General features: G+C 42.2%; 21 protein-coding genes. 13 read left to right on the plus strand and 8 right to left on the minus strand.

The genetic code is table 11. From position 1 onward, the window contains the following. Nucleotides 1-32: 32 nt before the first annotated feature. On the minus strand, nt 33-2,441 hold the full coding sequence (locus tag K333_RS0110250) for a mechanosensitive ion channel family protein (protein ID WP_027452667.1): 2,409 nt from the start codon (nt 2,439-2,441) through the stop codon (nt 33-35). Between the two features lie 112 nt (nt 2,442-2,553). On the opposite strand from K333_RS0110250, the gene K333_RS0110255 reads away from it, so the two are divergent. Next, the gene (locus tag K333_RS0110255) at nt 2,554-3,411 is read left to right on the plus strand and encodes an ATPase (RefSeq protein ID WP_036886250.1); all 858 of its coding nucleotides are present in this window, start codon (nt 2,554-2,556) and stop codon (nt 3,409-3,411) included. 20 nt (nt 3,412-3,431) lie between these two features. Here K333_RS0110255 and ccsA read toward each other — a convergent pair whose 3' ends face one another. Genes ccsA through K333_RS0110270 form a run of 3 tightly spaced genes read right to left on the minus strand, consistent with a single transcriptional unit; the run spans nt 3,432 to nt 7,730 of the window. Further along, on the minus strand, nt 3,432-4,589 hold the full coding sequence (ccsA, locus tag K333_RS12760) for a cytochrome c biogenesis protein (protein WP_051230961.1): 1,158 nt from the start codon (nt 4,587-4,589) through the stop codon (nt 3,432-3,434). A 56-nt stretch (nt 4,590-4,645) separates the two neighbouring features. Further along, nucleotides 4,646-6,115: a TolB family protein gene (locus K333_RS0110265; protein ID WP_024989962.1), complete on the minus strand. Its 1,470-nt coding sequence runs from the start codon at nt 6,113-6,115 to the stop codon at nt 4,646-4,648. Nucleotides 6,116-6,125: 10 nt separating this feature from the next. Beyond that, on the minus strand, nt 6,126-7,730 hold the full coding sequence (locus K333_RS0110270; protein WP_024989961.1) for a DUF6057 family protein: 1,605 nt from the start codon (nt 7,728-7,730) through the stop codon (nt 6,126-6,128). A gap of 189 nt (nt 7,731-7,919) precedes the next feature. On the opposite strand from K333_RS0110270, the gene K333_RS0110275 reads away from it, so the two are divergent. From K333_RS0110275 to K333_RS0110325, 11 genes are all read left to right on the plus strand, one after another. Further along, on the plus strand, nt 7,920-9,269 hold the full coding sequence (locus K333_RS0110275; RefSeq protein ID WP_024989960.1) for an MFS transporter: 1,350 nt from the start codon (nt 7,920-7,922) through the stop codon (nt 9,267-9,269). Between the two features lie 245 nt (nt 9,270-9,514). After that, complete coding sequence (locus K333_RS0110280) at nt 9,515-9,865, plus strand: NADH-quinone oxidoreductase subunit A (protein ID WP_024989959.1); 351 nt, start codon at nt 9,515-9,517, stop codon at nt 9,863-9,865. Then, nucleotides 9,856-10,581 (plus strand): NADH-quinone oxidoreductase subunit B, encoded by a 726-nt coding sequence (locus K333_RS0110285; RefSeq protein WP_024989958.1) that lies wholly within the window; start codon nt 9,856-9,858, stop codon nt 10,579-10,581. Before K333_RS0110280 ends, K333_RS0110285 begins: the two co-directional genes overlap by 10 nt. Before the next feature lie 15 nt (nt 10,582-10,596). Then, nucleotides 10,597-12,168 carry an NADH-quinone oxidoreductase subunit D-related protein gene (locus tag K333_RS0110290; protein WP_024989957.1) on the plus strand — a complete coding sequence of 524 codons (1,572 nt, stop codon included), beginning with the start codon at nt 10,597-10,599 and terminating at the stop codon, nt 12,166-12,168. Between the two features lie 36 nt (nt 12,169-12,204). Then, entirely contained in the window at nt 12,205-13,275 is a 1,071-nt protein-coding gene (gene nuoH, locus K333_RS0110295) for an NADH-quinone oxidoreductase subunit NuoH (RefSeq protein ID WP_027452669.1), read from the plus strand. Between the two features lie 25 nt (nt 13,276-13,300). Next, complete coding sequence (locus K333_RS0110300) at nt 13,301-13,882, plus strand: 4Fe-4S dicluster domain-containing protein (RefSeq protein ID WP_024989956.1); 582 nt, start codon at nt 13,301-13,303, stop codon at nt 13,880-13,882. A gap of 7 nt (nt 13,883-13,889) precedes the next feature. Beyond that, nucleotides 13,890-14,411, plus strand: coding sequence for an NADH-quinone oxidoreductase subunit J family protein (locus K333_RS0110305; RefSeq protein ID WP_027452670.1), 522 nt, complete (start codon nt 13,890-13,892; stop codon nt 14,409-14,411). Beyond that, nucleotides 14,408-14,716, plus strand: a complete 309-nt coding sequence (gene nuoK / locus K333_RS0110310) for an NADH-quinone oxidoreductase subunit NuoK (protein ID WP_024989955.1) — start codon at nt 14,408-14,410, stop codon at nt 14,714-14,716. Before K333_RS0110305 ends, nuoK begins: the two co-directional genes overlap by 4 nt. A gap of 5 nt (nt 14,717-14,721) precedes the next feature. After that, nucleotides 14,722-16,710 carry an NADH-quinone oxidoreductase subunit 5 family protein gene (locus K333_RS0110315; protein WP_024989954.1) on the plus strand — a complete coding sequence of 663 codons (1,989 nt, stop codon included), beginning with the start codon at nt 14,722-14,724 and terminating at the stop codon, nt 16,708-16,710. 18 nt (nt 16,711-16,728) lie between these two features. Next, nucleotides 16,729-18,234 carry a complex I subunit 4 family protein gene (locus K333_RS0110320; RefSeq protein ID WP_024989953.1) on the plus strand — a complete coding sequence of 502 codons (1,506 nt, stop codon included), beginning with the start codon at nt 16,729-16,731 and terminating at the stop codon, nt 18,232-18,234. Nucleotides 18,235-18,258: 24 nt separating this feature from the next. Continuing rightward, entirely contained in the window at nt 18,259-19,722 is a 1,464-nt protein-coding gene (locus K333_RS0110325; RefSeq protein WP_027452671.1) for an NADH-quinone oxidoreductase subunit N, read from the plus strand. Nucleotides 19,723-19,830: 108 nt separating this feature from the next. Here K333_RS0110325 and rbr read toward each other — a convergent pair whose 3' ends face one another. After that, nucleotides 19,831-20,373: a rubrerythrin gene (rbr, locus tag K333_RS0110330; protein WP_024989952.1), complete on the minus strand. Its 543-nt coding sequence runs from the start codon at nt 20,371-20,373 to the stop codon at nt 19,831-19,833. A gap of 293 nt (nt 20,374-20,666) precedes the next feature. On the opposite strand from rbr, the gene K333_RS0110335 reads away from it, so the two are divergent. After that, on the plus strand, nt 20,667-21,599 hold the full coding sequence (locus K333_RS0110335) for an alpha/beta hydrolase (protein ID WP_027452672.1): 933 nt from the start codon (nt 20,667-20,669) through the stop codon (nt 21,597-21,599). Between the two features lie 44 nt (nt 21,600-21,643). Here the strand turns inward: K333_RS0110335 and K333_RS0110340 are convergent, their stop codons facing one another. Genes K333_RS0110340 through K333_RS0110350 form a run of 3 tightly spaced genes read right to left on the minus strand, consistent with a single transcriptional unit; the run spans nt 21,644 to nt 26,417 of the window. Next, complete coding sequence (locus K333_RS0110340; protein WP_024989951.1) at nt 21,644-22,813, minus strand: penicillin-binding transpeptidase domain-containing protein; 1,170 nt, start codon at nt 22,811-22,813, stop codon at nt 21,644-21,646. 49 nt (nt 22,814-22,862) lie between these two features. After that, nucleotides 22,863-25,691: an excinuclease ABC subunit UvrA gene (gene uvrA, locus K333_RS0110345; protein ID WP_024989950.1), complete on the minus strand. Its 2,829-nt coding sequence runs from the start codon at nt 25,689-25,691 to the stop codon at nt 22,863-22,865. 24 nt (nt 25,692-25,715) lie between these two features. Next, entirely contained in the window at nt 25,716-26,417 is a 702-nt protein-coding gene (locus K333_RS0110350) for a T9SS C-terminal target domain-containing protein (protein WP_024989949.1), read from the minus strand. Between the last annotated feature and the right edge of the window lie 57 nt (nt 26,418-26,474).

The raw sequence follows: 26,474 nt of genomic DNA on the forward strand, positions 1-26,474 counted from the left end.
AAAGATATAAAAAAATACTTGTTCCGCCAAATCTATTGGTCATTGGAGGAGTTCTTTGTTATTTTCGATATGTCAGGAGATGCCTGTTTGATTGTTATTTCGCGCTGAGGGAATGGAATCTCAATACCATTCTTATTGAACACATTATATATACATTCCATGACTTCTGCATCAGCAATTGCCTGATTGAGCACGTTTACCCAAACAAGGATGCGTAGGGTGATGCAACTATCATCGAAACTCTTCAGTAACACCTTTACCCCCTTCGTATGGTTGATACTTTTGAGTTTGCTCACATTTTCGATGATAATTTTTTTCACATTCTCAATGTTAGTTCCATAGGCCACACCAACTTCTAGGATATCCAGCTCATAGCCATGGTTCTTGGTCATGTTACGATAGTTCTTTGTGAAGAGTTGTGAGTTTTGGAATGCCATTACCGAGCCATCCAATGCTTCAAGCATTGTTGATGTATAAGTGATACTGCTCACGCGTCCACGTACTCCATCACATACAATGTAGTCGCCTATCTTGATACGTCCTGCCATTAGCGAGATGCCATAATAGATGTTTTCGAGGATATCCTTCATGGCAAAACCGATACCTGTTGATAGACCACCTGAGATGACAACAAACCATGTGTAAGACACGTTACAGATAGCTACGCTAATGAGGAGCCATGTACCCCAAGTGAGTACTTGTAGTACATTCTTTGTCATAGTGTACCTACTGTCGCTTGTTGTCGGATCTATCATTTCAAAATGCAACTTCATAAATGCATCTGCCGTGTGGTTGATGTATCTGAAAATATAGAATAGCACCACTACTGTGAGCAAGTTCCAGAGATTAAATGAAATCTGTTTGAAGTTTACGTATTTGTGATCGAGAATTCCCCATACAGCATCGCTCAGGTTGAATACCTCTGCAGCCCAATAGATAGAAAGTACGATAGTGCCCAGTGCGGCTATAGGCAACAGAAGATGTAATAGCAGATTGAAGAACCATTTATGTCGAATGTCTTTTTCTTCTAGTTTATGACGAGAAGCAAATGCCATAAGCCATCCTCTGAAGAAAGTGATTGTGAGGATACATGTGAGTTGCATCACCCACCAGATAACGATGATTACACTAAAGAAAGTCCATCCCATCCATCCTGATAAGGTAGAACCGATGATGACGATGAGCGATACCCACGTATAATACATATCCGTTTTAGGCACATTTTTTTTCTGTCGGCAAATTACGCTCCATTGCCATAATGAGCAGAGTAGTAGGATAGGAGGGAAAATAAGATTGATAAGTGTGTTTGGAATCAGTACGATTCTAAATACGATGACAATGAATCCTATCACGAGTAGCGGACTGTAGATTCGGAATGCACTCATGATTTGTTTTGCCTTTACACGGAGCAACAGCGAGAGTAGAATCATTCCCAGCAACCAAGTGTATTGTACGAGCAGACCGCACGCCATGATTATGAAATTCTGTTGTACGGTAGCGCGGATTATTCCTAGAATAATGGCAAATGTAATCACCGTCATTGCCATGATGATGCATCGGCGGCGTATCATAAATTCTTCCTTGATATGTGAAAATCTCTCGCTTTTCAGAATTCGCGTAAGAATTACCTTGATGACTACAATGTTCAGAATGATAGACACCAGTGCATAAAATATGATGATTGTAAATAGCATGAAGATGATTCTCACATCCCATTGCGACACCATGTGTCCAACACTTCCTATCGGTTTATATTTGGTCGTTACATCTTCGCTGGTTTGTTTCCATTGTCTTCCCAACGAAGCCAACGTCTGCAAATAGTTACCGTCGGCGTTTGAAAATATACTGTTTTGGATGTCTGCATATCTGCGCACAGCATAATCGTTGAGATATTTTAAACGTTTTTCCGTGAGTTCATAATAATGTTGATAGTCCATTAATTGCTGTCCGTTTTCGGCCAGCGTTCTCCTGATATTGATAGCAAGTGCAAGACAACAAGCCCTATCGGTTTTCGTCTTTTCCGACATATAATCTACCTGCATTGTGCGCAGATTTTCGATGAGAGAATCGAGGCGTCCCACCTCAATCCTGTTTTTTCGCAGAATCTTTTGGAAAGGAATGGTCTTTTTCTTAAACTTGCGATAAGCCTCTGTAGCTTGATGGCAAGCATAAGTCAACTCAAACACATATCCACTCTTTTGTGAATACAGCATCATCGTATTCTGGTCGGCCTGATTCATCACTTCGATCAGTTCCTTTACCATCTGTTGATTATACTGTTTGATGTTTTTGCTTCGTTTTTCTAAGTCGATATGATAGTTTGACAGTTCGTTGCGAAGCACGAATAAAGTGGTGTCGAGATTGCCCTCTTTCAGCACTGCATGGCTTGGAAGAGCTAAGGCAATGACCATTAGAAATAGTAAAAAGATTCTTTTCTTCATAATCTGCACATTATAGTGTGCAAAGATACTTAATTTTTATGGCAGATAGTGCTCTTTAAAGCAGAAATTTAGTTATTTTTGCAGCGACTAAGCAAAAATGATGTATAATAATATGGAAATTCTAATAGCTGATAGTGGAAGCACCAAGACCGATTGGGCATTAGTTTCTCATGATGGTACCTATCGCCTTGCTCATACTCAAGGTATCAATCCTATTCACCAGTCGCGTGAAGAGATAGAACATATCTTGCGTGATGAACTCTGTCCTCAATTTAGTTTTGAGCAACTTTCTGGTGTATATTTTTATGGTAGTGGATGTGCCCCTACTCAACAGCCTTTGGTGTGCGAAGTTCTTGCTACAGTATTTCCAGAAGCTTCTACCATCAAGGCATATGGAGATTTGCTCGGTGCCGCTCGTGCCGTATGTAATAATCATGAAGGTATAGCTTGTATTCTGGGTACAGGAGCTAATAGTTGTCTTTATGATGGAACCACGATAGTAAAGAATACTCCACCGCTTGGTTATATTCTTGGTGATGAGGGAAGTGGTGCTGTACTGGGGCGGAACTTTCTCAATGCAATCTTTAAGGGATTTCTTTCAGAATCGTTGCGTGATGAATATCTCGTTTGGTCAAATCTTACTTATGGTGACATTATCCAGAAAGTTTATCGACAGCCAATGGGTAACCGCTTTCTGGCTTCAATAGCTCCATTTATAGCCGAACATCTTGATGATGCCCAACTTCAGCAACTTGTAGCTAATAACTTCCGTGATTTCTTCGACCGCAATCTTGTGCAATATTCAGGCACACAGAAGGTGGGATTTGTTGGCAGTATCGCTTATCATTTTGCCAATATTCTTCGTTCTGTAGCCAAAGAGAAAGGTTATGAGATTACGGTCATCGAACGTTCTCCTATTTTGCGACTCGTCCGTTATCATAGTCGGATTGATTTTGGTATATCAGAGTAACCTTCCGATTTACGTCACTTCTAAAGGTTGTATGTGTGCAAACTCGTTGCCTGAGCAGTTGGAAGGTAATTGATGCCCCACCAGCACATCTGCAACAGTATGAAACAGAAAATGAGCAGCAAACATGCCCATTTAGGATTTCCAGATTTACCGATGCGCAAGTGTATATACATGAGATAGCCCAGCCATGTGGTAGCTGCCCATGTCTCCTTAGGATCCCAGTTCCAATAGTGTCCCCAAGCCTCTTTTGCCCAAAGTGCTCCCATCAGCATTCCAAGTGTCATTAATGCCAGTCCTGCGTTTACCAGATTGTCGGTAATATAGAGTTGTCTTAGAGTGGGGCTTTTGCGTAACATTAGTACTATAGCTATTGCCGTTGCAACTCCCAGCATGGTATAGGCGACTATATAAGCTGCTATGTGTGGCGCAAACCATCGACTTTGTAGTGCAGGCATCAGATGTTCTTGTTGCAGTGTCTCCATACTAAAAGTAGCTATGCCAAATCCAACAATGGCTATAGTTGGCAGCCAATGCTGCCACGTTTCTCCTTTCATGTTGAAGAGCATCAGCAGTGCGCCCGCCATCAGCAGAAAAAAGCCCACATATACGGCCGAAAGCCAAGGGTCGCTTATCGCCTCGAAGACACTTAGAAATTTTCCATTGCCAATAGTCTCGTAACTATACTGATACAGTAGCCAGCCATCCACCTTACATGGATGGTTCACCTCGATAGCTTCTTGTCGATCAGGATTATTCTCAGAAGTAATCGTCAGGTGTGAACGATATTGCCGTGGTGTATGTTCCGGCAGATATTCCTCTAATTCAAATCTGTTTAATTTTATACCGAAAGGCATCATCATCACCCGATTACTGTCATCTAAGGCCTGCCATGTGGTCTGTCCCTCAGCGCAGTATATTTTTACCCGCTTTATATAATTTTGACCTATAAAGGCGCTTGTTAGCACGAGTAACAATCCGAGATGACTCAGCGTTGCACCCATTTTCTTCCATCTCCAATGCTTAAATTGCTTCACAAGAGTCTCGGTAATAATCAAGCCCATCCATAGATATGCAACCACGAACAACCATCCGCAGTTCATATTTGTTAGACCCTTTATGAGGGTCATCAGCGTTGCCGCCGTTATAGCTAGTACTGCTGTACTATATTTTTTCCGCATAGGATCCGGTATTATATAACATTGGTATGTTGATGAAATTAACTACGTATGCAGATTTATTTTCTGATAGTTACTTGTATTCTGTCTTTTTTCAATTGTCGTTGTGCTTCTCTTACATCAAATTCTACTTTTGTTTTCGTAAAATCAGGCACATTATAAGCCTTAAAGAGCTTATGATAATATTCCCATGGATTTTTCTGAGGAAGCAAGAAGGGTTTGGTGGCATGCCCTTTGTCATCGATGCTCGAGAAATATAGTTTGGTGTATACCCCATCGCCTCGTTTGCTAGAGAAGACAAACCATCGGCTGTTACTATTCCAGTTGTGATAACTTTCAGAACATCGGCTGTTCACGGTTATAAGTGGCCAACTCTGTCGCGTCTTGAGATTCATGATCCAAAGATCTGCATCAGGTTGCACGATGGAGAAATTACTTCTGCTGCATTTTGTGAACATCAACCATTTACCATCGTAGGACGGGCGTGCATGGAGATAACTGGAATTCGTTTTCTGACCATTCAGCAGAGTGTCCACTTTGGATCCAAAAGTTCCGGTCTTTGCGTTGAAAGGAATGGCGACCAGACTGCATTTCACTTTCAGATATTCAGTAGGGACATCACAGGCTTTCGATGTACTGTAATACATTGTTTTTCCGTCTGCCGAGAAAGCTGGGAATATTTCAAGCCAGTCAGGTGTCTGTAGTTTATCGTCGAGAATAAGTTCTCCAGTTTTTGTGTCAAATAATATGATATTTCCGAAATTGTGGAATACCTCTATAGGTTGATGCCTGCCTACAAAGAAACTCTGTCGTACATCATTGGTAGAGTAGGCGATATATCTTCCTTCTGGATGCCAGTAAGCATAACTGCCAGCCGCTTTTGTAGAGTCAGTCTTGGTGTTGTACCATTTTTGTACGCCATCAATCTGTACAAGTGTACCACCATGTTCACTTCGCATCTGACTGGTGAACATTTTCGGGTCCGTATGATTGGGTGTGTGGCAGTTGATGCAATTTCCCGGTACAGCTTTCTCTTCAAGAATAGCGGTCTCGTCGAAATTGTGTATGTTTCGCTGGTAGATACCTATTTCTCCACCGACCTCATAACCAGGCGGAATTAGACGATAGGTCACTCCATAATCATCGAGTCGGTAAGGACTTACATGTAAAAAGAAATCCTTATATTGAGTCCATTTCCCATTTCTTTCTACACATACCGTCACGCGGATGCTGCTTCCGGCATTAAGTTGTGTAAGTTGATGCCACTCATCAATATCGAAATCAGCATAGTCACCATTCGAATGAATCTCGCCTCCTTTTTCCCCTTTCAGTACGACATCCACAGCGTCTGTTCTGCCCACGATGTTGAAGTTGAGTGGCGCAATATCTACAGGAATCGTGACGTCCGTGTAGTCTGGAAAAATGACAGGCAGACGGTTTACTGTTGTAACATTCTCTGGCAAGTTGGTACAAGCCGTGAACCCATAGAATGCTAGTAATACGAAAAAGAAATATATATATCGTTTCATACTATTATACTTAATTGTTCTTACTCATCATTTGCCTTACGTAAATGCCATAGCGCGATGACGAATCCATGCCTTGACTTTGAATGAATCTTATGGCATCCTGATATCCCATCGGCATCGACATATATCCTCCGTAACTCTCTACAAATCGCATATAGTTCATGAAGCCATCGTAATCACCTTTTAGTAACATCCCACCCATGAAGTAATCCAGTGCCAATTTGTTGTCGGTATGGTCGGCAAACAATTGCCCGAACATCTTTTCTATCTCTGGATAACTATATAGATAGTCTTTCTTGAAGTGGAATTTTCGCATCTGTCCCCACACGGGATGATTAGCAATCATCGTCTCATGGTTCAGATAGTCCTCAGCCTCTTGTGCCCATGAACGATAGAATAGCGACTGTTTCAATAAGTCGATATGTTTTTGAGCTATTAGATAACGACCATTGACAATATAACATTCTGTGATTCTCTGTTCGAGTCTACCACTCTTCCGAGCATTAAGGATAGACTCCTGTAAGTCGGAAAAGTATCGCAAGGCTGAATTGACCATACCAAGACGGAAGAAAGTCTCGGCCGAAATCATGTTGGAGAAATTATCGCGTACAGGAGGCATAATCATCGCATCGGTGCCCGACTGGTAAAAGTCGAACATGCGGTCTGCTAATTGTCGGGTCATACCTAAAGCCAGATTAATACTCTCACTGCTGAAGGCACAATGAGGTTGATAGTTTTCGGCTCTTGAGATGATCTCTTCCCATTTCTCTTGTCGTACTAGCATATCGTCTTTAAGTAGTTCATAATTGTCTTTATCGAATCCTGTGAAAATGGCAAGGAGAAGTATGATGAATGCCCCCAACATCGATGTTGCGTGTACGATTCTACTATTCAGCCTGTTGGTATATTGTGAAAATACGATGACGAGAAATGCAACGATGGCAACTAAATATAAGAGTAAAGGAGCGAGCGTCTCGTCTCTGTAGTAGTTGATCCCGAAGTGTACACGCTGCAAAGGCCATTGACGTAATATCGTGATATATGCTCCTAGCTGTATACCTATTATATATAAACAATACAACCATGACCATCTGCTGCGACTCTTGAAACATCGTATGGCAACGTATATCCACACCAAGGCACCCATAGCCCAGAATAATAGGGGAATGAGTATCAAGTCAGCAAGAATATGAAGGTGGCGGAAATAATATGCTGCATAGAGAATTATGATAAGGGCGACAAAGAATGAGAACAAGACGTTTTGATTACCTAAGGCCCATATCGAAAGAAGGGAAGGTAGGAAACTCAAGATTAGAAGACGTTTGTCACTCAGTAAGAATACAGCATGCTGGAGCGATAGAAGAAGTAAACCAATGATAAGACTTCCAAGCCATGAGTAATAAAAAAATTGTACGAGAAATTCAGATATGTAGTCAGCCAATCCGCCTGCAATAGCTATTCTGCTATATAAATAATCAGAGGAAAAAAGAAACAACTGATTTTGCTCATGATAATTTAAATATTCAGGATGGCATATATCCCAAAAGAGAAATACGAATGCTAAAAATAATACCCTGATGAGTATTCCCCTATGTTTAACAAAGAGAGTTTTCATTGGTAGGTTTCTATATTAAGTTAATTTGAGTGCAAAGATACACTTTTATCTTGTAATAACGGCGAAAAGTTAAAAAATATATTAGTTATATTCTAAAGTTCTTACAAAGAATTGTAGGAATATAAAATAAAATAAAGATTCTAACGTTTCTATATAGATAGACTTGTAGAAACTATATAAATAATAAGAATGGCAAAAATAAAATTGATTGAGAAAATCGGCTATGCAATGGGTGATGCAGCCGCAGGTGGCATCACATGGAAAATCATGTCGATAGCATTTCCTCTGTTTTTCACCAATGTTTTCGGCTTGACCGTTGCTGATGCTGCTGCATTGATGCTTGTGGCTCGTATGTTTGATGTTGTTACCGATCCTCTGATGGGTAGTCTGGCCGACCGTACACAATCTAAATGGGGAACCTATCGTCCTTGGTTGATATTTGGTGCAATACCTTTCGGACTGGTCTTTGCTTTATTGCTTTATACTCCTGATTTTGGTCCTGTAGGCAAACGAGTATATGCCTATACTCTATATCTGTTGATGATGGCAATTTATACTGCAGTAAATGTACCTTACGGTTCGTTGCTTGGTGTGATGACCGATGATGATAATGAGAAAAATCAGTTTTCTTCATTCCGTATGGTAGGAGCCTATGCCATGGGTTTTGCCACTCTTCTCTCATTTCCTTATCTGCAGAAGATGGTAGGAGGTACAGAAGCTCATCAGTATGCTGTGCTTGGTGCTGGATTCGGTGTTGTTGCCGCAGCGATGACTTTGGGCTGTGGTCTTCTTACGAAAGAACGAATGAAACCGGTTCGTGCAGAAAAATTTAGTTTGAAACCGTTTGATGACCTGTTTAAAAATAAACCATGGATTTATCTTACATTGATAGGTATCTGTACAAACTTCTTTAATGGTTTCCGCTATGCCGTAGCAGGTTATCTGCTCACGTACTGTCTTGGTGGTGATATCACAATTAACGGACTGATCATCAACTATACCGTGTTTATGACATTCGGAGAAGTAACTTGTATGATTTTTGGAGGCCTTTCACCTAAGTTTACCCAGTGGATGGGTTCTAAGAAAAAAGCCTTTACCGTGGCAGCTGTTATCTGTGCTGTGTTCTCTGTCGGCTTCTTTTTTATTCCAATGGACCCAGTTTATATCTGGGTGATGATTTGTGTTGTCGTATTGACATCAATAGGTGTAGGTCTGTATTCCCCACTTCTCTGGTCTATGTATGCAGACGTAGCCGATTATGCAACCGAGAAGAACGGAATATCATCAACAGGACTGATATTTTCTTCAGGAACAATGGCACAGAAGTTTGGTACAGCTATTTCAGGTTCATTGGTAGCCTTGTTACTTGGTCTTGCAGGTTTCGTTTCCGGTACTGATCCTGTGACAGGTCAAACCGTAGTAAATATTACAAATTACGGAGCTGTAAAAGACATGATTTGGGCATTGTTCTCGTTGTTTCCAGCGCTTATTGTCGTGATTATGCTTCTATTGCTGTATAAATATCCTATCAAGAAATAAAAGAAAAATAATATCAAATATCTCTTGATGAAGAAGAGATATTCTAGATAATAAGAAGAATAGAGCGCATCGACTTGCGCTCTATTCTTTTTGTTGTAAACTATATTTTTTTACCTCCTCTACACTTTTTCAAGAATTTCTATTCGCGTTAACAAAATAATTTGTAACTTTGCAGTCGCTTGCGATGGATTAGCTACCCATTGTATTTACGAGCAAATTATTTAAAATAACGTTATAAAAATTTTATGAATTTCACTTTGTTAATTACCGTTTTGTTAACGGCTGTAACCTTGGTGTTGGCGGCTTACGTCATAGCTAAGCTTATCGGTCCACGTTCTTACAATCCGGTTAAGGGTGAACCTTTTGAGTGTGGTATCCCGACCAGAGGGTCTTCATGGTTACCCAGCCATATTGGTTACTATCTCTTCGCCATCCTTTTCCTGATGTTCGATATTGAGACCGTTTTCCTATACCCATGGGCAGTCGTAGTAAAGCAGTTTGGATCAATGGCCCTTGTTAGCATTGGTTTCTTCCTGTTGGTATTAGTATTTGGCCTTGCTTATGCTTGGCGGAAAGGAGCATTGGAATGGAAGTAAAGAAAAGAGCCTCTATCAAGAGTATTCCTTATGAAGAGTTTAAGGACAATAGCTCCCTTGAAGAAATTGCTCAGCAATTGAACGAGGGCGGTGCAAATGTAATTCTTGGCTCTCTCGATGCTGCAATCAACTGGGGACGTTCTAACTCTCCTTGGTCACTTACTTTTGGTACCTCTTGCTGTGGTATTGAATTCATGGCCGTAGGTTGTGCTCGTTACGATTTTTCTCGATTTGGTTTTGAGGTAACCCGTAACTCTCCACGTCAGGCCGACCTTATTATGTGTGCTGGTACAATTACAAATAAAATGGCTCCTGTATTTAAGCGTTTGTACGATGAAATGGCAGAGCCTAAGTATGTTGTTGCTGTAGGTGGTTGTACTATCAGTGGTGGTCCTTTTAAGAAGAGCTATAATGTAGTTCGTGGTATTGACGAGTTGGTACCTGTTGATGTCTTTATCCCAGGTTGCCCTCCACGTCCAGAAGCAATCCTTTATGGTATGATGCAGTTGCAGCGTAAGATAAAGGTAGAGAAATTCTTCGGTGGTGCTAATCATAAGATGAGCAAAGAAGAAAAGGAACTCTCAATGAGTAAGGGTGGCCTTCACGGATTGAGTAATGAGAATCTTAGCGATAATCAGAAACTCGGTCATAAGGAACCTATCATCGTAACAAATGTTCCTGAAGATTTTGATCCACAGAAAGGTCTAACTGATTAATGAGGTAATAAGAATATGAAACTTAATAATATTGAACTCACTTTCGATAACTTTGCTGATGAAATGGCGAAGTTGAAGAACGAGAAACATTTCGACTACCTTGTTACCATTATTGGTGAAGACTTTGGTGAGGAAGGTCTCGGATGTATCTACATTCTTGAAAATACAGAGAGCCATGAGCGTTGCTCTACAAAGGTGATTGCTAAGCAGATAGGGGAGGAATATGTTATCCCTTCTGTGTTAAAACTTTGGAATGCAGCCAACCTTCTTGAGCGTGAGGTGTTCGATTTCCTTGGTATCAAGTTCTTGGGTCATCCAGATATGCGTCGCCTATTCTTGCGCAACGATTTCGTTGGATATCCTTTGCGTAAGGATTTCGATATGAGTCCTGAGAATAATAAATTCCCAGAAACCGATGAACCAGAAAGCGATTTCACATCAGAGTGGAATCTCGATGCGCATGGTAATCTTGTAGAAACCAAGCATCGTCTCTTTGAGGAAGACGAATTTGTTGTAAACCTCGGTCCAAACCATCCATCTACTCACGGTGTGCTCCGTTTGCAGACGGTTCTAGATGGTGAGACTATCAAGCATGTTTATCCACACTTAGGATATATCCATCGCGGTATGGAGAAGATGATGGAGAGTATGACATATCCACAGACTCTGGCTCTTACCGATCGTTTGAACTATCTTTGCGCTATGCATCATCGTCATGCACTCGTTGGTGTCATCGAAGAAGCTATGGGCATTGAACTTTCAGAACGTATCAAGTATATCCGTACAATTATGGATGAGCTCCAGCGTATCGACAACCACTTGTTGTTCCTTGGTACAGCTGCTCAGGATATGGGTGCACTTACAGCATTCCTCTATTGTATGCGTGATCGTGAGCACGTGCTCAACGTGATGGAGGAAACAACGGGTGGCCGCTTGATTCAGAACTATTATAGAATAGGTGGCGTTCAGGATGATATCGATCCTAACTTCGTAGAAAATACGAAGAAGCTCTGTAAGTACCTTCGCCCAATGGTTCAGGAATACCTCGATGTATTCGGTGATAATGTGATTACACACAACCGTTTCGAAGGGGTTGGTCCTATGGGTCTTGAGGATTGTATCAATTATGCTGTTACTGGTCCTGCAGGTCGTGCAGCTGGTTGGCACAACGATGTTCGTAAGAATCATCCATACGACTTATATGATAAGGTAGAGTGGAAGGAGATCACCCTTACAGGTGCAGACTCAATGGATCGTTATATGGTTCATATCCACGAAATCTATCAGAGTCTTGATATTATCGAACAACTTATCGATAATATTCCAGAGGGAGAATATTATATCAAGCAGAAACCTATCATCAAGGTTCCAGAAGGTCAGTGGTTCTTCTCTGTAGAAGGTGGCGCAGGCGAATTTGGTGTATATCTGGATAGTAGAGGCGACAAGAGCCCATATCGTTTGAAGATGCGTCCAATGGGACTTACCCTTACCGGTGCATTCGATAAGATGCTTAAGGGTCAGAAGATTGCCGACTTGGTAACAACAGGTGCTACCATTGACTTCGTAATCCCTGACTTAGATAGATAATACTAAAATTAATAAAGAATAATAGAAAATAAAGATATGTTTGATTTTAGTATCGTTACAAAATGGTTCGACGCATTACTTACACAGACATTAGGTCTGAGTTCGTTCTGGTCGATTTTAATAGAGTGCGTAGTAGTTGGCGTGCTGATTCTTACAGCTTATGCCCTGATTGCTATTGCCCTGATTTTCATGGAGCGTAAAGTCTGCGCCTATTTCCAGTGCCGTCTTGGCCCTATGCGTGTCGGTCCTTGGGGTATCTTTCAGGTGTTCGCAGACGTTGTCAAGATGTTGATCAAGGAGATATTTACAGTTGATAAGGCTGATAAATTACTCTATTGTATCGCTCCGTTCCTTGTAATTGTTGCTTCAGTAGGTACCTTCTCATTCCTTCCATGGAACAAAGGTGCCCATATACTCGACTTCAACGTAGGTGTATTCATGATCACCGCAATTTCTTCGATTGGTGTTCTTGGCGTATTCCTCGCAGGTTGGGGTAGTAACAATAAGTATTCTGTAATTTCTGCTATGCGTGGTGCCGTGATGATGATTTCTTATGAGATGTCTCTCGGATTATGCCTCATTTCTTCGGTAGTTGTTACAGGAACCATGCAGGTAAGTGGAATAGTAGAAGCACAGAACAGTGCATGGCTTATCTTCCAGAATCCTTTCGTATGGATTGCTTTCCTTATCTTCCTAATCTCAGGTAATGCAGAGGCCAACCGTGGTCCTTTCGACTTGGCAGAGGCAGAGAGTGAGTTGACAGCAGGTTATCATACAGAGTATTCAGGTATGGGCTTCGGTTTCTACTATTTGGCAGAGTATCTGAATCTCTTCGTAATCTCAGGAATTGCAGCAACTGTATTCTTGGGAGGATGGATGCCTCTTCATATCAGTGGTCTAGACTCATTCAACAATGTTATGGATCTTATTCCAGGTGTTGTATGGTTCTTCGGCAAAGCCTTCTTTGTAGTTTGGTTACTGATGTGGGTGAAGTGGACATATCCACGTCTCCGTATCGACCAGATTTTGAAGTTGGAGTGGAAGTATCTCATGCCACTCATGCTGCTCGTGCTGGTACTTATTACCACTTTCGAGGCATTGGTATAATCGATAAAGGAATTAAGAAATAAAAATGGAAAATAAAGATAAATCATATTTTCAAGGTATTGCCGATGGTATGAAAACTCTTGCCACAGGATTGAAGATTACTCTCAAGGAGTACTTCACGCCAAAGAGTACCGAGCAATATCCAGAGAATCGAAAGACTACGCTCCACGTGAGCAAGCGCCATCGTGGTCGTCTCGTGTTTAAGCGCGTGACAGAGCAGGATCTAGCTGATTCAAAGATTCAGGCTCGTGGCCTTCAACTTGGCGATTACAAGTGTACAGCTTGTACCATGTGCGAGAAGTCTTGTCCTAATGATACCATTAAGATTACATCTCACATGGAAGAGAATCCAGAGACCGGTCGTAAGAAGAAAGTACTCGATGATTATCAGTATGATCTGGGCGACTGCATGTTCTGTCAGCTTTGTGTAAATGCATGTAATTTTGATGCTATCGAATTTACTAACGATTTTGAGAATGCAGTTTTCGATCGTAGTAAGTTAGTGCTTCATCTTGATAAGGAAGTTTATAAAGGCGGAAGTCTTCCTAACCTCATCGATGGTGGCGCTCCATTAGAGATCGGTAAGTTTAACACTAAAACCAAGTAAATAGATTATGGCAAATTTAGTAATGTTTTGCATCCTGGCTGTAGTCATTCTTGGTTCAGCCTTCATGTGTGTAATGACCAAGAGCATTATGCGTGCAGCTACATTCTTGCTGTTTGTGCTCTTCGGTGTGGCAGGAATTTACTTCCTACTCGACTACACCTTCCTTGGTGCTGCGCAAATCTCTGTTTATGCAGGTGGTATCACAATGATGTATATCTTTGCTATTCAGTTGGTTAGTAAGCGCACCCTTCAGAATTTAGTAGAACGTTTCCGTGGCAGCCGTGTTTGTCAGGGACTTTTGATTTCTGTTGTTGGTTTGGTTACCGTAGCCGTTGTACTTATCAAGAATCAGTTTATTAATCAAGCTCTTACCGTAGCCGATGTCGAGGTTCCAATGAACCAGATTGGTGCAGCACTTGTAGGTAGCGAGAAGTACGGATATGTACTCCCATTCGAGTTCATCTCACTCTTCCTTCTTGCATGTATTGTTGGAGCTATAATGATTGCAAGAAAGGAGGATAAGAAATGATTCCAGTTAGCGCATTTCTCGTATTGAGCACACTGTTGTTCTTCTTAGGAGTATTTGGTTTCGTTACCCGTCGTAACTTGGTAGCAATGCTTATCTCCGTAGAATTGGTTTTGAATGCAGCCGATATGAATTTCGCTGTTTTCAATCGCATTCTATTCCCAGGTCAGATGGAGGGAATGTTCTTCACACTCTTCTCTATTGGCATCAGTGCTGCCGAAACAGCCGTAGCTCTTGCTATTATTATTAATGTTTACCGCAACTACCACAGTGATCAGGTGAACAGTATTGAAAACATGAAATTCTAAAAACAATGGAATATAGTTATTCATTTTTAATACTACTTCTGCCGTTCCTGAGCTTTTTAGTTTTAGGTCTTTGCGGTATGAAGATGAAGGAGAAAGTTGCCTTCGGCATCGGTACTACAGTACTGGGTGTGCTTTGGTGTCTTTCCCTCTACACAGCCTATGAGTATTTCTTTGCAGTAGGAAGAGATGCAGCAGGTTTGTATCCTACTGTTACTGCATTTAATCTTACATGGCTCGACTTTGGTAAGGCTCCTTTGTTCGGTACCGAACTTATTTTCAACATCGGTTTCCGTCTTACCCCTATCAGCGTGATGATGCTTGTTGTTATCACGACAGTCAGCTTCATGGTACACATCTATTCATTAGGTTATATGGCAGAACGCGATGAAGAGTATCGTGTCGAAGGTTACGAGAAGGGCTTTCAGCGCTTCTATGCATTCCTTTCACTCTTCACCATGTCAATGCTCGGCCTCGTTGTTGCCACCAACATTTTCCAGATGTACCTTTTCTGGGAGCTTGTAGGTGTCTGCTCATATTTGCTTATTGGATTCTATTATCCAAAGCATGCAGCAGTTCATGCTTCAAAGAAAGCATTTATCGTAACACGTTTTGCCGACTTGTTCTTCCTTATTGGTATCTTGTTCTATAGCTATTACGTAGGAACATTTAATTTCGATTTGAATGCCGACCCTACTATCGCCAACCGTTTGCCAATGGCTGTAAATATTCTTCCAGTAGCACTCTTCCTGATGTTTATTGGTGGTGCTGGTAAGTCAGCCATGTTCCCATTGCATATTTGGTTGCCAGATGCTATGGAAGGTCCAACCCCAGTGTCAGCACTTATCCATGCTGCAACCATGGTTGTTGCAGGTGTGTTCCAGGTAGCTTCTTTGATGCCTATATGGTTGAAGTATGCACCTAACACATTACACTATGTTGCCTACATAGCAGCATTCACAGCATTCTATGCAGCAGCTGTAGCATGTACCCAGCGCGATATCAAGCGAGGTCTAGCATTCTCTACCATTTCTCAGATCGCCTATATGCTTGTAGCATTAGGTGTATGTAGTGCAGTAGAAGGCGAGGGTAGTGTAGGATATATGGCAAGTATGTTCCATTTGTTCACACACGCCATGTTCAAGGCTCTCTTGTTCCTCTGCTCTGGTGCGATCATTGTCATCATCGGCAGCAACTTCAAGGATTATATGGGTGGCCTTCACAAATATATGCCAATCACCAACTGGTGCTTCTTCTTTGCATGCCTTTGTATTTCAGGAATTCCCCCATTCTCAGGATTCTTCTCAAAGGATGAAATTGTAGCAGCCTGCTTCCATTTCAGTCCATTCCTTGGTTGGTTTATGACCTTGGTATCAGGTATGACAGCATTCTATATGTTCCGTCTTTACTATGTGATTTTCTGGGGCAAGTCTTACTATGAGGCAGATCCAGAGAATCGTCGCAAGCCACAGGAAGTTCCTGCTATCATGTGGGGTCCATTAGTATTCCTTTGCATTGTAGGTTGTCTTTGCGGTCTTATCCCATTTGGTCATTTCGTATCTCTTGACGGACATGCCGAGGATATTGCCATCCAGACATTTGCTATTTGGACTTGGCCTTCAGTAGCATGGGTTTCTATCGTAGTAGCAATCATCGGTATCGGTCTGGCAACATGGATGTACAAGAGTGGTGAGAACCCTGTTCCAGATATGCTTAAGCGTCGCATGCCGAAACTTCATGAAGCAGCTCTTCAGCGCTTCTATATTGATGACGCATGGCAGTTCTTCACTCATAAGATTGTCTTTGGATTGTTCTCTAAGCCAATCGCATGGTTCGACCGTCGAGTTATTGATGGCACATTCAACTTCCTCGCTTGGGGAACACAGACAGCCGGCGAAACTATTCGCCCATGGCAGAGTGGTGATGTACGTCAATATGCAGCATGGTTTATCACCGGAACCGTAGCACTTACATTGGTATTACTTTGCATCCTTTAATTTTGAAGAAATAAGAAAATGAGTATATTAACATTATTCGTAATAATTCCGCTCCTGATGCTGTTAGGTCTATGGTTCGCAAAGAACGATAATCAGGTACGCGGCGTAATGGTAGTAGGAGCCAGTGCCATCCTCGGTCTGGCTATCTGGCTTACCGTTGCTTTTGTTCAGATGCGTAATGCAGGCAATACCGATTTGATGCTGTTCACTTACAGCGTGCCTTGGTTTGCTCCACTCAACATCTGTTATAGTGTTGGTGTCGATGGCATTTCTGTGGTAATGATTCTGCTTTCTGCTGTTATCGTTTTCACAGGAACCTTCGCCAGTTGGCAGTTGGAACCGATGAAGAAAGAATATTTCCTTTGGTTCGTACTTTTGAGTATTGGTGTATTTGGATTCTTCATTTCCACCGATATGTTCACTATGTTCATGTTCTACGAGGTAGCCTTGATTCCAATGTATTTGTTGATTGGTGTATGGGGTACTGGTGCTAAGGAATATTCAGCAATGAAACTTACCTTGATGTTGATGGGTGGTTCTGCCCTTCTGATCATCGGTATTCTTGCCATCTATTATTTCAGTGGTGCAACCACAATGGAAGTAAACGAGATTGCAGCATTGCACAATATCCCTGTTCATATCCAGAAGATCTTCTTCCCATTCATCTTCATTGGTTTCGGCGTTCTTGGAGCTTTGTTCCCATTCCATACATGGTCTCCTGACGGTCATGCCTCAGCCCCTACAGCAGTATCAATGTTGCATGCCGGTGTATTGATGAAACTTGGAGGTTACGGTTGTTTCCGCATTGCCATGTATCTATTGCCAGATGCAGCTCAGCAGTTGTCATGGGTCTTCCTGATTCTTACAACCTGCTCTGTAGTATATGGTGCGCTCTCAGCATGTGTACAGACCGACTTGAAGTACATCAATGCCTATTCATCAGTATCTCACTGTGGTATGGTACTTTTTGCACTTCTCATGCTTACACGTACCGCCATTACAGGAGCTGTTCTTCAGATGCTTTCTCATGGTTTGATGACAGCATTGTTCTTCGCATGTATCGGTATGATTTATCACCGTGCCGGCACTCGTGATGTTCGTTATCTTGGTGGTTTGATGAAGATCATTCCATTCCTCTCAGTATCTTATGTTGTTGCGGGTTTGGCTAACCTCGGTTTGCCAGGTTTCTCGGGATTCGTAGCTGAGATGACCATCTTCGTAGGATCATTCGAGAATGGAGACACTTTCCATCGCGTCTGCACGATTATAGCATGTACATCAATTGTAGTAACAGCTGTTTATATCCTTCGTGTTGTAGGTAAGATCCTCTATCAGAAGGTTCCTAATCCAGAGTTCTACAAACTTCATGATGCTACATGGGATGAGCGATTGGCTATTGGTGGTCTGATTTTCTGTGTAGCAGGTCTGGGTATGTTCCCACTCTTCTTCCAGAACATCATTTCAGAAGCCGTAGCTCCATTGATTGGACATATTTTGAATGCAGCCCCAATAGCTGCTCTGTAATGAAACATTTAAGAATATAAGAAAATGAATATAGATTATAGTCAGTTTTTAAATATGATACCAGAGGTGACCCTTACAGCCCTCTTGGTTATCGTCTTCATTGCAGACTTCTGTACAGCTCGTAAGCCAGGTGATGAGCCACGTAAATGGTTCAACCCATTGGTCTGCATCCTGATGACCGCTCATCTGTTGTTCAACATGAGTACAACAGAGACAGCCACCGCCTTTAGCGGTATGTATTATACCAATGCTACAGTAGGTGTCATCAAGACCATTCTTGCTTTCGGAACATTAATTGTTCTTATTCAGAGTCGAGAGTGGATGAATCGTCTAGACACCACCTTCAAGGAAGGCGAGTTCTATATGCTAGTAGTTTCTACTTTGTTAGGTATGAATATGATGGTAAGTGCTAACCACTTCCTATTGTTCTTCCTTGGTCTTGAAATGGCATCAGTGCCAATGGCATGTCTTGTAGGTCTTGACAAGTACCGCCATCAGAGTGCCGAAGCAGCAGCTAAGTTTATTCTTACCGCCACATTCTCAAGTGGTGTAATGCTTTTCGGTATCAGTTTCATCTATGGTGCTACAGGTACATTATATTTCGACGATATCGTATCTAAGATTTCAGCCACACCGATGATCATCATGGGTATGGTATTCTTCTTCAGTGGATTAGGTTTCAAGATTTCCCTTGTACCATTCCATTTCTGGACAGCCGATACTTATCAGGGTGCTCCGACCACCGTTACAGGTTATCTGAGTGTCGTATCTAAGGGTGCAGCAGCATTTGCTCTTGCAGCCATCCTGATGAAAGTTTTCGCACCAGTCGTTATGTATTGGCAGAATCTACTCTTCATCGTTGTTGTATTGTCTATTACCGTAGCCAACCTGTTTGCCATCCGTCAGAGCGATTTGAAGCGCTTCATGGCATTCAGTTCTATTTCACAGGCCGGTTATATCGTATTGTCAATTGTAGGCAACAACAGCATGAGTGTTACCGCGTTGAGCTTCTACGTATTGATCTATGTAGTAGCCAATATGGCAGTATTCACCGTGATTAGCAGTATCGAAGAGCACAACAATGGTGTTGTCGATATGGAAAGTTATAACGGACTGTATACAACTAATCCTAAGTTGGCATTCCTGATGACTCTTGCATTGTTCTCACTGGGTGGTATTCCACCATTTGCCGGAATGTTCAGTAAGTTCTTTGTATTCATGGCAGCAGTTAAAGGAATGAGCGTTGATACACAGATTGGAGCAATGGCTTACGGTGTTGTATTCATTGCATTGATAAATACGGTTATCTCACTTTATTACTATCTGTTGATAGTTAAAGCTATGTATATCAAGCACAACGACAAACCATTGCCTACATTCACCAGTGCAGTAAGCACCAAGTTGGCGTTAGCCATTTGTACATTAGGTGTTGTAGCATTCGGTCTTTGCAGTTTCGTTTACGGTTGGATTAACGCAGCTGCAGCCTAATCTTTAGGATAAGATATCTTAAAATAAAAGGGTATATAGTATAAAAAGCTATATACCCTTATTTTTTTATATTAAGTAAATACTTGTATTACGATTCAGATAGAACTATTAATAGTTCTCAGCTTTAATTTCAAAATAGCTCTTAGGGTGATTACAAGTAGGACAAACCTCCGGAGCAACTTTTCCGATAACGATATGACCACAGTTACGGCATATCCATATTCTGTCATCATCGCGTGAGAAAACGATCCCCTTCTCAATATTATCCAATAACTTCTTATACCTCTCCTCATGATGCTTCTCTATGGCAGCAACCAGTCGGAATCTATCAGCAATCTCAGTAAATCCCTCCTCTTCAGCCTCCTCAGCCATTCGGGCATACATATCAGTCCATTCGTAGTTTTCGCCCATAGCAGCATCTTTCAGATTACTGATGGTATCTTTCACAGCACCCCCTTCGAGATATTTAAACCACAGTTTAGCATGCTCCTTTTCATTGGCAGCCGTTTCCTCAAAGATTGCAGCGATTTGCTCATAGCCATCCTTCTTCGCCTTACTGGCAAAGTAAGTATACTTGTTGCGAGCCATACTTTCACCGGCAAAAGCCTCTTGTAGATTCTTTTCTGTTTTTGTACCTTTTAAGTCTTTCATATCTTTTGTTTTTTAGGATGAATAAATAAATGATGTTATCACACGATGCAACAAAACCCATATCGGTTAAGTCTTAGGCTACAAATATACTATTTAGTTTGAAAGAAACAAATAATAAGTTATTAATTATGAGTAAATTATCGAATTATTTTCTAGAGCACCAATCCATCCGACCTCAATGATATTAAAGTGAATACTTTTGAAACATAAAAAAAGAAAAACTCAGAAATTATTGTTAACTTTGTTGCCGAAAACATCAACCGACAAGATATTAATCTAATAACCCAATAAAAATGAAGAAACTGATATTATCATTTATGCTGTTGGCGATGACCATTGCCGACTATGCCCAGGCACCGGGAACTATGCCTTTTGCTATGCCCCAGACCAATCCAGATTTTAAAGATGTAAATTATGCTGGTGATACGCTCGAAGCACATTGCCTTGACATATACCTACCTAAAGAAGGTAAGGCTCCATATAAAGTAATTGTTGCTATCTATGGTAGTGCATGGTTTGCCAACAATATGAAACCCTTTGCTTATATGAGTTTGGGTAAAGCACTTACCGATGCAGGCTATGCCGTGGTAAGTATCAACCACCGTTCCAGTGCCGACGCAAAATATCCGGCACAAATCAATGACGTTAAAGCTGCTATCCGCTTCATCCGTGCTCATGCTAAAGCGTACCAGTTAGATACATCTTTCATCGGTATCACAGGATTCTCTTCAGGTGGTCATCTGTCTTCTATGGCCGGTGTTACCAACAATCTACCGAAAAAAGACATTCATGGTGTGTCTATAGATATTGAAGGTAAAGTAGGCGACTGTCTAAACGAGAGCAGTAGGGTAGATGCCGTCGTTGATTGGTTTGGACCGGTAGATATGGCCCACATGAATAAATGTACCACTACCAACGACGATAAATCTCCGGAGGCAGCACTGATAGGAGGCGATCCACGCAAGATGAGCGAGATGGTATCTCTTATCAGTCCTATTGATTATGTGGCTGAAGCACCGGATTGTCCACGCTTCCTCGTCATCCATGGCGATTCAGACACCGTAGTACCTCATTGTCAGAGCGAGAATTTTGCGGCAGTCTTAAAGAAAGCAGGGAAGTTAGTAGATTTCATTACAGTTCCAAAAGGTCAGCATGGTCCAATAACCTTTAATGAGAACACCTTAAAGAAAATGGTAGAATTCTTTAAGGCTGAGGAGAAAAAGTAATCTCCCCAGTCCTAAATGACGTCTTTAAGAAAAGGTTTTGATGATTATAAACTGTCAAGGTTGACCGGTATTTGACGTGCCGTCACTTTGACAGTTTTTCTTTCCCATTTTTTAGCTTTAGCTTCAGAAGTCGGTGATAGCTTTCCCGTGAGATATTGTTCCATGATGAGCGAAGCCATAGGAGCACTTAAGTCAGCACCGAAGCCACCGTTTTCCACGTATACACTTACGGCAATTTTCGGATCCTGCATTGGAGCAAATCCGATGAATACAGAGTGATCGTCACCACGATTTTCGGCCGTTCCCGTCTTACCACAAATTTTATAGTGAGGAGTATTGATGCTTGCAGCCGTTCCGCCTGTTATACAGGCACGCATTCCTTCGATGACGATATCATAAGCCTCCTGAGAAGGACGACTGTACCTCTTCTCTGTATATTTTTCAGCCAGATGGTGAGTTTTGGTCGCAGCGTGGATATGTGGAGTGATGTACCAGCCACGGTTAGCAATGATAGCCGCTAGATTACAGAGTTGCAGAGGCGTACAACGTATCTCGCCCTGTCCCATTCCAACCCACATGATCGTGGTTCCGTTCCATCTACCCTTTGTCGTCTTCTCCAGATAAGCAGCGTCAGGCACTCTTCCGCCAATTTCCCCCGGGATATCCACTCCCAGAGGATGGCCCAGTCCCATACTATACATATAAGCAGCCCATTTGTTGATGGCATCAATTTTAGTAGGATATTTTTTACGATCATCCATCATCTTGCTGAAAGCCTTGCAGAAATAAGAGTTGCACGACTGTCCGATGGCCTGAACCAGTTTAAGAGGAGAACGATGCTCGTGACATCCAATGTGTATATTCTTCTGCCAGAACCCCTTATGACAACTAAAGCTCGTATCCCTGCCCAGTTCCCGTTCCGTAATCATAGTGAGAGCCTGCGCTGTTTTGAATGTAGAGCCAGGAGAATAATCCTTAGAAATCGCACGATTGATGTTATCGACGATACGTTCATGTGAAACCAAGCACAGGATACGTCCCGTCGAAGGTTCTATGGCGATGATACTTCCTTGCTTATTGTTTAGTAGGCGAGTAGCCAATGATTGTAATTTCTCGTTGATGGTGAGCGGTCCATCCGTAGGCAACTGCTGTGCCCCCGCATTGATGGCAGACATCATCATCCATGCCACCATCATAGATTTTAATATTCGCATTTATCCTTTAATTCTAATATCTATTTTCCGATTACGTTGTATAGAAAGCCTATTTCTCCAATACCTGTTTCAGGAACTTCGGAGTATATCCCTTTGTACTCTTAGCGACCTCTTCCGGAGTACCGGTTGTCAGAATCGTACCACCGTTTCTGCCACCTTCCGGTCCGACGTCGATGATATAGTCAGCCAGTTTGATGACATCCAGATTATGCTCGATGATAATCACCGTGTTACCCCTGTCGACAAGTTTCTGAAGAACATCCATCAGAATTCTGATATCTTCGAAATGCAATCCCGTGGTAGGCTCATCGAGGATATAAAGCGTCTTACCCGTATCCTTCTTGGCCAATTCCGTAGCCAGTTTCACACGCTGACTCTCACCACCGGATAGCGTCGTAGAACTCTGTCCAAGCTTCAGATATCCCAGTCCCACGTCCTGCAAAGCCTTGATCTTCGGCAAAATCTGTGGCACATTCTCGAAGAATTCCACCGCCATGTTCACCGTCATATCGAGAACATCAGCAATACTCTTTCCCTTGAATCTAACCTCCAGCGTCTCCCTGTTGTACCTCTTGCCATGGCACACCTCACAAGGCACCATCACATCAGGCAAGAAATTCATCTCGATGGTCTTATATCCATTTCCGCCACAAGCCTCGCATCGTCCACCTTTTACATTAAAAGAGAAACGTCCAGGTTTATATCCGCGAATCTTCGCTTCCGGAAGTCCAACGAATAGCGTTCTAATATCACTGAACACCCCTGTATATGTAGCAGGATTACTACGTGGTGTACGTCCAATAGGACTCTGGTCTACATTTACGATCTTGTCGATATTGTCAATGCCCTCAATCTTGTCGAATGGCATAGGCTTCTTTACAGCGCGATAGAAATGATGTGAGAGGATAGGTTGCAAAGTCTCGTTGATGAGTGTAGACTTTCCGGAACCAGACACACCCGTCACCACGATGAGATCACCTAAAGGAAACTCCACGTCTATATTCTTCAGGTTATTGCCCCGACAACCATAGAGCTTGATACTCTTCCCGTTGCCCTTTCGGCGTTCCGCAGGGATTGTTATCTTCTGTTCACCATTCAGATACTGAGCAGTAATAGTATGTCCCTTCAGCATCTCCTGAGGTGTACCCTGGAACACCACTTCACCGCCCTTTCTTCCAGCTTTAGGACCAATGTCAACGATCCAGTCAGCGGCACGCATCATATCCTCATCATGTTCCACCACGATTACCGTGTTTCCCAAGTCTCTCAACTCCTTCAACGACCTGATGAGTCTTTCGTTATCGCGCTGATGCAATCCGATACTAGGTTCATCGAGAATATAGAGAACATTCACCAGTTGACTACCAATCTGAGTAGCCAAACGAATGCGCTGACTCTCACCACCAGACAATGTTGCACTCTGACGGTTGAGTGACAAATAATCAAGTCCCACATCGAGCAAGAAGTTTACTCGCGAAATCAATTCTTTGATTACCTCATGAGCAATCTTTTTCTGCTTTGTTTCCAGATGTTCTTCAGCGTGTTCCAACCATTCTTTCAAGTCAGCGATGTCGAGGTTAGCCACCTCCGAGATATTCTTATCCCAGATCTTGTAAGCCAGCGATTCCCTTTTCAGTCGCATACCCTTACATTTCGGGCATTCCACCTGAGCCATGAACTGGTCAGCCCATTTCTTACCCTTAGAACTATCATCACTCTCCATGACATCCTTCAGATACTTCACGATACCCTCGAACGACATGAAATAATCACTTGACGTATGAACCTTCTCCTTTGGGATTTTGATTCTCTCCAGTGAACCATACAGAATTTCCTGCATCGCATCCTCCGAAATCTCCTCGACAGGAGTCTTTAGCGTATTATCATATTTGTTGAGGATAGCCTCTATTTGCCAGAAGATCATCTGGTTCTTATATTTACCCAATGGCACGATAGCACCATCGTGGATATTCATCTTTTTATCAGGGATAACCTTATTCAAGTCAATCTCATAGATCGTACCCAGTCCCTTACAATGTGGGCACGCACCTTCCGGAGAGTTGAAAGAGAACATATTAGGAGCAGGGTCCTTGTAAGCCAGTCCCGTTACAGGGTCCATCAGACGTTTACTATAATTTCTGATTTCTCCCGAATCCTTATCGAGGATCATGATCATACCATCCCCCTGGCGCATAGCAGTCTCCACACTTTTGCGCAGACGTTCATCGTCTTGTTCTCTTACGGCGAGTTTATCGATGACAACCTCAATATTATGATTCTTATAACGATCCACCTTCATTCCCCGCACGATTTCCTGAATCTCACCGTCCACACGCATATAGAGATACCCCTTGCGTCGCATACTCTCGAAGAGTTCACGATAATGACCCTTTCGCTGTCGTACCACCGGCGACAAGATAAAGATACGTTTACCCTCATAATCATGTAGAATCATATCGATCACCTGCTCCTCGGTATATTTCACCATCTTCTCGCCACTCTCATAGCTATAAGCTGTAGCAGCGCGTGCAAAAAGCAATCGCAGATAATCATAGATTTCCGTTGTCGTACCTACGGTAGAACGAGGATTCTTATTCGTAGTTTTTTGTTCGATACTGATAACAGGAGAGAGACCCGTAATCTTGTCGACATCAGGACGTTCCATGTTGCCCAGAAAGTTTCTGGCATAAGCAGAGAAAGTCTCGATATATCGACGCTGACCTTCAGCAAAGATGGTATCAAAAGCCAACGACGATTTACCGGAACCAGAAAGTCCGGTGATAACGGTCAATGAATTTCTGGGAATCTCGACATCCACATTTTTCAGGTTGTGCACGCGGGCCCCCCACACATTTATCTTTTCATCTTCTTTTTGCATCTCTTCAAACTAATATCCTATTATTTAATAACCCGACTGTCCGGTTGTGTCGGTATAACCTCTTAATATATTCACATCTCGGCGAATATTGAATTTTCTGCCGTCGGCACCTCGTGCTCTCACCAGTACAAAATACACACCGTCGGCAACCTGTTTACCATGGAAAGTACCATCCCATCCACCGGCAGGATCATGCCATTCATATATCTTCTGTCCCCATCGGTTGAAAATCGTAGCATGAAATTCCACAATACTCTGATATCCCGGTTTGGCTCTATATATATCGTTGATATGATCTCCGTTAGGTGAGAAAGCATTCGGCATCACCAGTTTACTCTCATAGATAGACACTACAAAAGGCACATCACATTCATATTCCAGTTCACCCTGTGCCGTATTGAAAGTAGCCTGAAAGGAAATCGTGAAACATCCAGTCTCCCGAAAAGTATAATCCATATCCTCGTCAAAGCGCGAAACGATGGCCGTAGAGTCACCTTTCCGGTAGATATTCCATCTACAGGTGACGACATTCCCATTAGGATTCTCCACACCCCCCTTGAAGTGTCCGATAACAGGCGCAGAAGCCTCCAGTGGATTAGCTGAGGTGATACCCGAAGTATCGGGAATCTCATATTCCACCGTAGGGTTGATGCCTTGTGCCGAAGCACCAATTGTCTGTGTGACGACAAGAATCAGGCATGTAAGATACTTAAAAAATCTTTTCATGTACATTTAATTATGCAAAGTTACTAAAAAGATGAAACATCTGTGATGTTAGATGAT

This window comes from Segatella albensis DSM 11370 = JCM 12258, assembly GCF_000426565.1.
Classification (GTDB): Bacteria; Bacteroidota; Bacteroidia; order Bacteroidales; family Bacteroidaceae; genus Prevotella; species Prevotella albensis.